The organism is Actinomyces sp. ICM58, from assembly GCF_000283035.1.
Taxonomy (GTDB): Bacteria; Actinomycetota; Actinomycetes; order Actinomycetales; family Actinomycetaceae; genus Pauljensenia.
Genome location: NZ_ALIY01000075.1, coordinates 1 through 9,412 on the forward strand (window position 1 = coordinate 1; position 9,412 = coordinate 9,412).

At 66.2% G+C, this 9,412-nt stretch carries 9 protein-coding genes; all 9 read left to right on the forward strand.

All coding sequences use genetic code 11. The annotated features are described in order from the left end of the window. Positions 1 to 265 (forward strand): integrase core domain-containing protein (locus HMPREF1138_RS03780; protein ID WP_009057937.1); only part of this gene is annotated, 265 nt, incomplete at its 5' end. A gap of 815 nt (positions 266 to 1,080) precedes the next feature. Then, on the forward strand, positions 1,081 to 2,649 hold the full coding sequence (locus HMPREF1138_RS03785; protein WP_238318603.1) for an FTR1 family iron permease: 1,569 nt from the start codon (positions 1,081 to 1,083) through the stop codon (positions 2,647 to 2,649). 56 nt (positions 2,650 to 2,705) lie between these two features. Beyond that, positions 2,706 to 3,338: an iron transporter gene (locus tag HMPREF1138_RS03790; RefSeq protein WP_009056750.1), complete on the forward strand. Its 633-nt coding sequence runs from the start codon at positions 2,706 to 2,708 to the stop codon at positions 3,336 to 3,338. A 138-nt stretch (positions 3,339 to 3,476) separates the two neighbouring features. Further along, on the forward strand, positions 3,477 to 4,796 hold the full coding sequence (locus HMPREF1138_RS03795) for a DUF2318 domain-containing protein (RefSeq protein WP_009056739.1): 1,320 nt from the start codon (positions 3,477 to 3,479) through the stop codon (positions 4,794 to 4,796). A gap of 9 nt (positions 4,797 to 4,805) precedes the next feature. Beyond that, positions 4,806 to 6,083 (forward strand): ABC transporter permease, encoded by a 1,278-nt coding sequence (locus HMPREF1138_RS03800; protein ID WP_009056746.1) that lies wholly within the window; start codon positions 4,806 to 4,808, stop codon positions 6,081 to 6,083. A 5-nt stretch (positions 6,084 to 6,088) separates the two neighbouring features. After that, positions 6,089 to 7,273, forward strand: a complete 1,185-nt coding sequence (locus HMPREF1138_RS03805) for an ABC transporter permease (RefSeq protein ID WP_009056744.1) — start codon at positions 6,089 to 6,091, stop codon at positions 7,271 to 7,273. 8 nt (positions 7,274 to 7,281) lie between these two features. Further along, a complete protein-coding gene (locus HMPREF1138_RS03810; RefSeq protein ID WP_009056749.1) occupies positions 7,282 to 8,100 on the forward strand; it encodes an ABC transporter ATP-binding protein in 819 nt (272 codons plus the stop codon). Continuing rightward, the gene (locus HMPREF1138_RS03815) at positions 8,097 to 8,660 is read left to right on the forward strand and encodes an FMN-binding protein (protein WP_009056751.1); all 564 of its coding nucleotides are present in this window, start codon (positions 8,097 to 8,099) and stop codon (positions 8,658 to 8,660) included. The genes HMPREF1138_RS03810 and HMPREF1138_RS03815 overlap by 4 nt, the downstream gene beginning before the upstream one ends. A 238-nt stretch (positions 8,661 to 8,898) precedes the next feature. Beyond that, the coding region (locus HMPREF1138_RS11455; protein ID WP_039936759.1) for an FAD:protein FMN transferase at positions 8,899 to 9,412 on the forward strand (514 nt) is incomplete at its 3' end.

Genomic DNA, 9,412 nt, shown 5'->3' on the forward strand with positions numbered 1-9,412 from the left:
AGCCTTGGGGCGCTGGGCCAGCGAGCATGACACGCTCCAAGCGTTCATCCCACCGGGCCAGCCCTGGCATAACGGATTCGTGGAGTCCTTACACAACCGCATGCGCGACGAACTCCTCGAGGACAACATGTTCGAGGATCTCAACCACGCGCGCGCCCTGATTGGCGCCTGGTCCCAGCGCTACAATGAAGAACACCCCCACAGCGCGCTAGGCTGGCTCTCACCCAACCAATACGCACGCCAATGGGCACAACACCACCAATAACAACCAACAACCCTCAAAACACCCGGTCCACAAAACCAGACCAGGCCACGACCTCCCCGCTGATCGGGGTGGTTCCCCAACAATGTCGCATGCAATTCCCCTGCCCATATTTCAAGTTTTGAAATCGGATCGTTGAAATTCCGCGGTTTTTGAGCTCTCTTCGATTGTTGCTCGGGGGGAATTGCATGCGAAATATGTCAGGGTTGAGTGTATCTGCCGTCTGTGGGAGCCCCGGCCAGGCTCTCCGGACCGTCGGGCGCGCTCCGATCGGTGGTTCTTCCGTTTGAAATACCGGGGTGGTTCCCCAACAATGTCGCATGCAATTCCCCTGCCCATATTTCAAGTTTTGAAATCGAATCGTTGAAATTCCGCGGTTTTTGAACTCTCTTCGATTGTTGCTCGGGGGGAATTGCATGCGAAACATGTCAGGGTTGAGTGTAGCTGCCGTCTGTGGGAGCCCCGGCCAGGCTCTCCGGACCCTCGGGCGCTGCGTGCGCCTCGTCGTGGCTCGATGGAAGATGTGTTTTGCCTGATCTGCCACCCTTTTATGGCATCGTGTCAGCAAGTAATATTCCTGGGCCTTTAGTCCTTCAAGGGGGCTATGTCTTCGCGCTAAACGCGGTCACGGCATGGTCACAATTTAGGACGACCTAAATGGACTACTTTTCACCTGGGCCAGATGTGGTTACGCTGATTGGTAGACATTCCATCGTGGCGTCCTCGGGCGCCGACTCGTCAGGAGGCAAGCGGCAGTGCTTCGCGCTCACGCACACAGTATTGGTCAGCGACTCAGTCGCGTTCTTATCGTCGCCGTGATGGCGGCCCTCGCTCTGGCCGTCGTCGCCGCTCCCTCGCGCGCTGCGGATCAGACGTGGAGCGATGTTTCGACCACGATCAACGGCCTTATCGACGAAGGCGTCTCCACCTTCAAGGCAGGCGACGCGAAGGGCGGCAAGGACACGATCAACGACGCCTACTACAAGCACTACGAGATCACCGGCATGGAGAAGCAGGTCATGGCCCGCATCTCCGGTGCGCGCGTCTCGCAGGTGGAGATGGAGTTCTCCCTCCTCAAGAAGGCCATGACCGACGGCGACAGTGCTGGCGTCGACAGCCACGCCACGACCCTCAAGCAGTACATGGTCGAAGACGGCGCCTCCCTGGATGGCGTGGCCCCCGGTACCGCCGCCCAGGCCTCGTCGGACGATTACAGCCCCGGCGCGTGGGGTGAGGTCGCCAAGACCATCAACGGCATCCTTCAGGACGGCGCCAACGCCTACAAGGGCGGCGACGCCAAGGCTGGCAAGGACAAGGTCAACGAGGCCTACTACAAGCACTACGAGATCACCGGCATGGAGAAGCAGGTTATGAGCCGAATCTCCGGCTCGCGTGTCTCCCAGGTGGAGATGGAATTCTCCCTCCTCAAGAAGGCCATGACCGACGACGACTCGGCGGCTGTCGACCAGCACCTCTCGACGCTGACGAACTACATCCGCGAGGATGCCAATAGCCTCGACGGCTACACCGGCAAGGCCGCCGACAAGACCACTGACAGCTCGGGCACCTCCCCGTGGATCGCCCAGTTCCTGCCCTCCCTCCTCGTCATCCTGCGCGAGGGCATGGAGGCGATCCTGGTCGTCGCCGCGGTCCTGGCCTACCTGGCCAAGGCCGGCCACAAGAAGAAGACCCCGATCGTGTGGGGCGGCGTGGCGCTCGCCTTCGCCCTGTCCGTCGGCCTGGCCTTCCTCTTCAGCTATGTCACCTCCCTGGCGGGCGCCAACCAGGAGCTCCTCGAGGGCTTCGCCGCGCTCTTCGCGGTCGTCATGCTGATCTGGGTCTCCAACTGGATGATCAACAAGTCCTCCAACAAGGCGTGGGACGAGTACATCAAGAAGCAGACGGACGCCTCGCTGAGCAGCGGCTCCCTGCTGGGCCTCGCCTTCATCTCCTTCCTCGCGGTCCTGCGCGAGGGCGCCGAGACGATCCTCTTCTACGTCCCGATCGTTGCCGCCGCGGGCGACAAGGTCCACTACGTGTGGATCGGTCTGGCGGTCGGCCTCGCGGCCCTCGTCGTCATCTACCTGCTTATCCAGTTCGCGGCGGTCCGTATCCCGCTGCGCCCCTTCTTCACCATTACCTCGCTGCTGATGGCCTTCATGGCCTTCACGTTCACGGGTTCTGGTATCGGGGAACTTCAGGAGGCGGACGTCGTGTCCCTGACGCCCATCTCCGGCTTCCCCACCATTGACATCTTGGGGATCTACCCCCGAGTGGAGAACCTGGCCGCGCAAGCCATCGTTCTCGCCATCATCGTCGGTCTCTATTTCTTCGGAAAAGCTCGCCTCGCCCGCGAGGCCGCCGCCCAGTCGCGGGCTGAGGACTGACTCCTCTCGAGCGACACCGACGTTTTATCCAACCAACACGCACAGGAGATCATCACATGAAGCGTTCTCTGTTCCGCGTCGGCGCGGCCCTGGCCACGCTGGCCCTCGCAGGCACCCTGGCTGCCTGCTCCAACAACTCCTCCTCGTCCTCCACCGACAAGCCCGCGGCCTCGTCGTCGGCCGCGGCTGACCCTGCCGCCCCCGCCCCCGGCGAGGACGCTGGCTTCGAGGAGCAGCCCCTCGGCGACGACGTCCACGTTGGCCCCCTCGTCGTGGGCGGCGTCTACTTCCAGCCCGTCGACATGGAGCCCGAGATGGGCACCCCGGCCGCCGAGTCCTCGATGCACATCGAGGCTGACGTCTCCGCGGCCGCCGACAACAAGCTCGGTTACGGCGCGGGCGACTTCGTGCCCGGCCTGACCGTGGACTACTCGATCAAGGACAAGTCCGGCAACGCTGTCCAGGAGGGCACGCTCATGCCGATGAACGCATCCGACGGCCCGCACTACGGGCTGAACCTGCCCAAGCTGGATGCCGGCACCTACGACGTGACCTTCACGATCAAGCCCCCCAGCGGCTGGCTGCTGCACACCGACAAGACCACGGGCGTCGAGGGCCGCTTCTGGACTGAGCCGCTCGTCGCCGAGTTCCCGGATTGGCAGTGGGATCCCACGGCCGTGTCCTGGTGATCGACTCGCACGCTTCGTGGGGCCGAGGCAGTGGTTCCTGTGTGGGATCGCTTGCCTCGGCCCCCGCCCCGTGGGGGGACTAGACTTGACACCGGAATCGTGAGACTTCGGTGAACCTTTATTTCGGGAGGAAAGCCAATGCTTCAGCAGATGAGCGAAGCAACCTTGACGCTGCTGTTGACGATGCTCGCCGTCGGCGCCGTCATCCGCTTCATGCCGGCCACGGGCCGCGGCCGCCGAGGAAAGAAGGCCCGCTCGCGGGCGGTCTGGTTCGGTATCGCGTTGGGCCTGGTGTCTTCGTTGGCGTTGACGGCCGTCAATGTCGAAGCCCCCAAGCTGATCAACCGCCAGACGGTCGGCCTGTTCACCCTCCCGATCGCGATTGCGCTGGCGCTCGTCTTCCTCGCGCTCGTTGCCGTGCGCTCGCGCCGCATGCGTTCCCTCCTGCCCGGCGACGTCGACGACGAGGCCCGGGCGGCCTCGTCGATAGAAACCGCGCTGCCCGGTGATGTCCTCGTGCGCATCGTCGGTGCCCTGTTCATCGCCGTCTCGCTCTTCCGAGCCGTGCCCACCGCCATGAATCAGGCGCTCCTGATGATGTCGGGCGGCGTTGAAATCTACTCGACTCAGGTTGTCCTCGCGATCCTCGGTTACGTCGTGGCGTGGCTGCTCGTGAGCTTCCTGGCGTGGGTGTCCTACCGGATGTGTGCGTGGAATAACCGCGTGTGGCCCGCGGGCGTGATTCTGGTGTCCCTGCTGGTCGACTATGCGCTGCTGATCGTCCGCATCATGAAGGCCAAGCACTGGATCACGATTCCCAAGTCGTCGTGGGATGTTATCTCCTGGTTCATCAACCACGAGGCCGTCTTCACGATCGCGGCCGCGCTGGCCCTGTGCGCGGTCGTCGTGTTGACGTGGCGCGCGTCCCGCGCGATCCCGACCGTCGGGGCTAACCCGGCTGAGGGCCGCCTGGGCCGTGCGCGCTCGAGGCTGTACAAGTCCATGGCGGGCACCGCCGCGATCGGCTACCTGTGCGGCGCCCTGCTGATCACGGTCGGCGTGGCCTACGGCAGCCAGGAGGTTGAGCTCTCCCCGCCCGAGTCCTTCAGCGTCGTCGACGACCAGGTGAGCCTCAACCTGGCCGACATTTCGGACGGCCACCTGCACCGCTATGAGTACACGACCTCGGGCGGCGTCAAGGTGCGTTTCATCGTCATCCAAAAGTCCGGCTCCTCCTTCGGCGTGGGCCTGGACGCGTGCGATATCTGCGGTCCCACCGGCTACTACGAGAAGGACGGCAAGGTCATCTGCAAGCTGTGTGAAGTGGCGATGAACATCGCGACCATTGGCTTTAAGGGCGGCTGTAACCCGATCCCCATCGACTACAAGGTCTCCAACGGCACGCTGACGGTTCCGATCTCTGCGCTCGAGGCCTCGGCCTCGGTCTTCGTGAAGTAAGGGGTCCGCATGTTTTTCCGAATGCTCCGCGGCGCCCTCACGAGGCGCGGCAACCGCCACCTGATGATCGCCCTGACCGTCGCGCTGGGCGCCTGCGTGGCCACGTCCATGCTCTCCGTCATGTTCAACGTGGGCGACAAGGTCAACCAGGAACTCAAGTCCTACGGTGCGAACATCGTCGTGCGCCCCCAGGGTGCGGCCGTCCTCGATGACCTCTACAACACGGGTGAGGCCGCCGAGGCCCGCTCGTACCTGCGTGAGGACGAGCTGGGCAACATCAAGACGATTTTTTGGACCTACAACATCCTCGACTTCGCGCCGCTGCTGAACGTGTCCGCGACCGACGCGAGCGGTGAGCACGTGCCCACGACCGGCACCTGGTTCAGCCACCACCTCGAGCTGGCCACCGGCGAGAGCGTCGAGACGGGCCTGGACAGGCTCCGCGGATGGTGGGGGCTGGAGGGCGCGTGGCCGGCGGACGAGGATGCAGACGGAGCGGTCGTGGGGACGGCCTACGCTGCCGCGCACGGGCTGGCCGTCGGCGACTCCTTCACCCTCACCCGCGAGGGGATCACGCGCGACTTCACGGTGCGCGGCATCATCACCAGTGGTGACGACGCCGACCGCGGCGTGTTTATTCAGCTGGCGCAGGCGCAGGCACTCATCGGGCGTGAGGGGGCAGTCGGCAGCGTCGAGGTCTCCGCCCTCACCACGCCGGATAACGACCTGGCCCGCAAGGCCGCGAAGAACCCGAACTCGCTGACGGTGAAGGAAAAAGAAACCTGGTACTGCACGGCCTACGTCTCCTCGATCGCCTACCAGATCGAGGAAGTCATGACGGACTCCGTGGCCCGCCCGGTCCGCCAGGTCGCCCAGTCCGAGGGCACGATCCTGGAGAAGACCCAGCTGCTCATGGTCCTCGTGACCGTGCTGGCGCTCATCGCCTCGGCCCTGGCCATCGCGAACCTGGTGACCGCGGGCGTCATGGAGCGTTCCAGCGAAATCGGCCTCATGAAGGCCGTGGGTGCCAAAGATAAACAGATCATCGCGCTGTTCTTGACCGAGACGATCGTCGTAGGCTTGGTCGGCGGCGTGCTCGGCTACGGCGCCGGCCTCGGGCTGGCGCAGGCGATCGGGTACATGGTGTTCCACTCCTCGATCGCGTTTGCGCCGGTCGTCGTCGGTCTCGTCGCCGTCCTCGTCATCCTCGTCGTCCTGGGAGCCTCCATCCCGGCGATCCGCTACCTGCTGCGCCTCAACGCGGCTGAAGTCCTGCACGGAAGGTGATGCCCATGTCCAGACGAGCAATGTTCTGGCGGATGGTTATCTCCTCCATCCTGCGCCGCCGCTCCCGCGTCCTCATCGCGGTCCTCGCCGTCGCCATTGGTGCGACGACCCTGTCCGGCCTCGTCACGATCGCGGTCGACGTGCCCGCGCAGATGGCCCGCGAGATCCGTTCCTACGGCGCCAACCTCGTCGTCACCCCCGCCGGCGACGTGCCCATCACGGACGAGGCCGTGGCCGCCGCGACCGCTCAGGTGCCCGCGAGTGCTTTGGTCGGATCTGCGTCCTTCGACTACGAGACCGTCACGATCAATGACCAGCCGTTCGTGGCGGGCGGAGCCGACCTGTCGGCCGTGCACGCCATGAACCCGTATTGGTACGTGGATGGGGAGTGGCCCGAGGCCTCGGGCCAGCTCCTCGTGGGCGAGCAGGTCGCCTCGACGATCGACGTGAAGGCCGGTGACACGATCACGGTCAGCCAGCTGGACGCCTCCGCGTCCTCGAAGGCCGCCGCGCAGTCCGGGGCGCAGGCCTCGGGCCTGAAGGTCGATCCGCGCACCGTCACCTTGACCGTGTCCGGCATCCTCAAGACCGGCGGCAACGAAGACGGCTACGTGTACATGTCCACCCAGGACATGAGCGCGCTGACCGGGCAGACCGACACCGTGTCGCTCGCCGAGTACTCGATCGCCCTGGAGGGCGACCAGCTCAGCGCCATCGCCGACGCGATGAACGCCGCCAACCCCGACATTCACGCTCAGACCGTGCGCCGCCTCGCTCAGTCCGACACGGGCGTGCTCGCGATGCTGCGTTCCCTGCTCGTCGTCATCACCGTCATCGTGCTCGCCCTGACCATGATCGGCGTGTCCACGACGATGATCGCCGTCGTCACCGAGCGACGCAACGAGATCGGCCTGCGCAAGGCCCTGGGAGCAACCGCGCGATCCATCACCCGCGAGTTCATGGGCGAGGGCGTCATGCTCGGGCTCATCGGAGGCGTCCTGGGTGCCGGGGCCGGCTACGGCCTCGCCGTCCTCATCTCCACCTCCGTCTTCCACCGCTCCATCTCGCTGCACCCCGTGATCCTCCTGGGCACGGTCGCCTGCTCGATCCTCATCGCCGTCCTCGCCTGCCTCCCGCCCGTGCGTCGCGCACTGGCCGTCGACCCCGCGCTCGTCCTGCGCGGAGAATGAGAACCACCATGACAACCCCCGACACCACCCCCACCACCGCCGCCGACGCGCCCGAGGCCGCCCAGGCCTCGTCGGCCCCCACTGACGCCCTGCTGACCCTCGACGGGGTCTCCAAGATCTACGGCGACCTGCACGCCCTCGACAACGTGTCCCTCGCGATCCCGCGCGGCCAGTGGGTGTCCATCGTCGGCCCGTCGGGCTCCGGCAAGACCACCCTCATGAACATCGTCGGCGCCATGGACACCGCCACCAAGGGCACCGTCATGCTGGACGGGCACGACATCTCCGACCTGACCGCCGACGAGCTCACCGAGGTGCGCTGCCGCACCATCGGCCTCGTCTTCCAGCAGTTCCACCTCATCGGCCACCTCACGGCCCTCGAGAACGTCATGGTCGCCCAGTACTACCATTCGATGCCCGACGAGAAGGAAGCCCTCGAGGCCCTCGACCGCGTCGGCCTGGCTGATCGCGCCACCCACCTGCCCCGCCAGCTCTCCGGCGGCGAACAGCAGCGCGTGTGCGTGGCCCGCGCCCTCATCAACTACCCCAAGCTGCTGCTGGCCGACGAACCCACCGGCAACCTGGACGAGACCAACGAGGAGATCGTCCTCGACCTGTTCAACCAGCTCCACCAGGACGGCACGACCCTCATGGTCGTCACCCACGACGCGCTCGTCGCGGAACAGGGCCAGCGCGAAATCCGACTCGATCACGGCAAGGTCGTGAAGGAAACCTGGCACGACCACAATTTCGAACAGCGCGCCTCGGGGCTCGTTCTCCCCGGCCGCGACGGCGACGCGCGCAGCGGAAAGGACAAGGTGCGATGACCGCCCGCAACACTCTTCACGCGCGCTCCCGATGGGCCGCCCCGGCCTCGTTCGCGGTCCTCGGCGCGCTCGGCGCCACTATCCTGGGTGCCTGCCAGCCCTCTACCGGCCTGGACATGAGCAAGCCCATGAGCGATGGCACGTGGACCGCCCAGTCCAACCCCGACGACCAGGGCTCCATCGGCACCATCACCATCACCGTCGAGGGCGGGCGCATCACCGCCACCTCCTACGAGACGACCCTCGCGAACGGCACCGACAAGGGCGCCGACTACGGCAAGAACTCCGCCGGCGAAGTCTTCAACCAGGACTACTACAAGAAGGCGCAGGCCGCCGTCGCCTCCTACCAGGAGTACTCCGACAACCTCACGCAGGTCGGCGACCCCGCCAAGGTCGACGTCATCACCGGCGCCACCGTCGCCCACCAGCAGTTCGTGCAGGCCGCGATCCGCGCCATCGCCGCCTCCCAGGGCGTCTCGGCCGAGGCAGCCGACGACATCACCATCCCCGGCCTGGACGAGTCCACGAAGGACGGCGGCCTCGACGACTCCGACAGCTGAGCCCGTGGGCTCTGCGGGTTCCGTGGGCCCTGCGGGTTCCGTGGGCCCTGTGCGCTCTGCGAGCGTCTCGGGGGACGAGGCCGTGGCCGAGGCTCCGGGTCCCGCCCGCGGGGCGGGCGGTGGGGATGCCGTTGCGGGGGATTCTCCGGCGCAGGCTCATGCACAGGCAGGCCCTCAGCACGTTGCGGATGCTCGGGCCGCGGATGGTGCCCCCACGTGGCGCTCCTCGTTCCCCGCGATGGGCACCCGCGTCGACATTATCGGGTGGGGCGGTGACGGCATGGCGATCGTCAACGCCCTCGTGGGCGTCGTTGCCCGCCACGAGGACCTGTGGAGCGCATTCCGGCCCTCTTCCGAGGTGTCGCTGCTGAACGCCGCTGTCCGCGATGCCGCGTGCTGTCACGACGCGGACGGCGGCGAGGCGTTGCCGGCGACCGGTGACGCGTGCACAGACGCCGCTCGTCGCGCCGCCGCCTCGCCCGCCTGCATGATGGCTTCCGCTTCGGTCACAGACGCGCCGGATACTCCGCTTCGCCACTCGCAACCATCCCGCGAAGGAACCGCTGACGCGGGGGGCGGCCCCGGCCTCGTCGTGAGCGAAGAAACCGACCAGCTGCTGCGCGGCGCGCTGGCGCTCGCCGAGGCGACCGGGGGAGCGTTCAACCCGATGATCGGGCCGCTTGTCGCCGCGTGGGATGCCAAGGCGATGCGGGCGGCGTTCGTCGCGGGCGCGGCGCTGCCGCCCGCGCCCT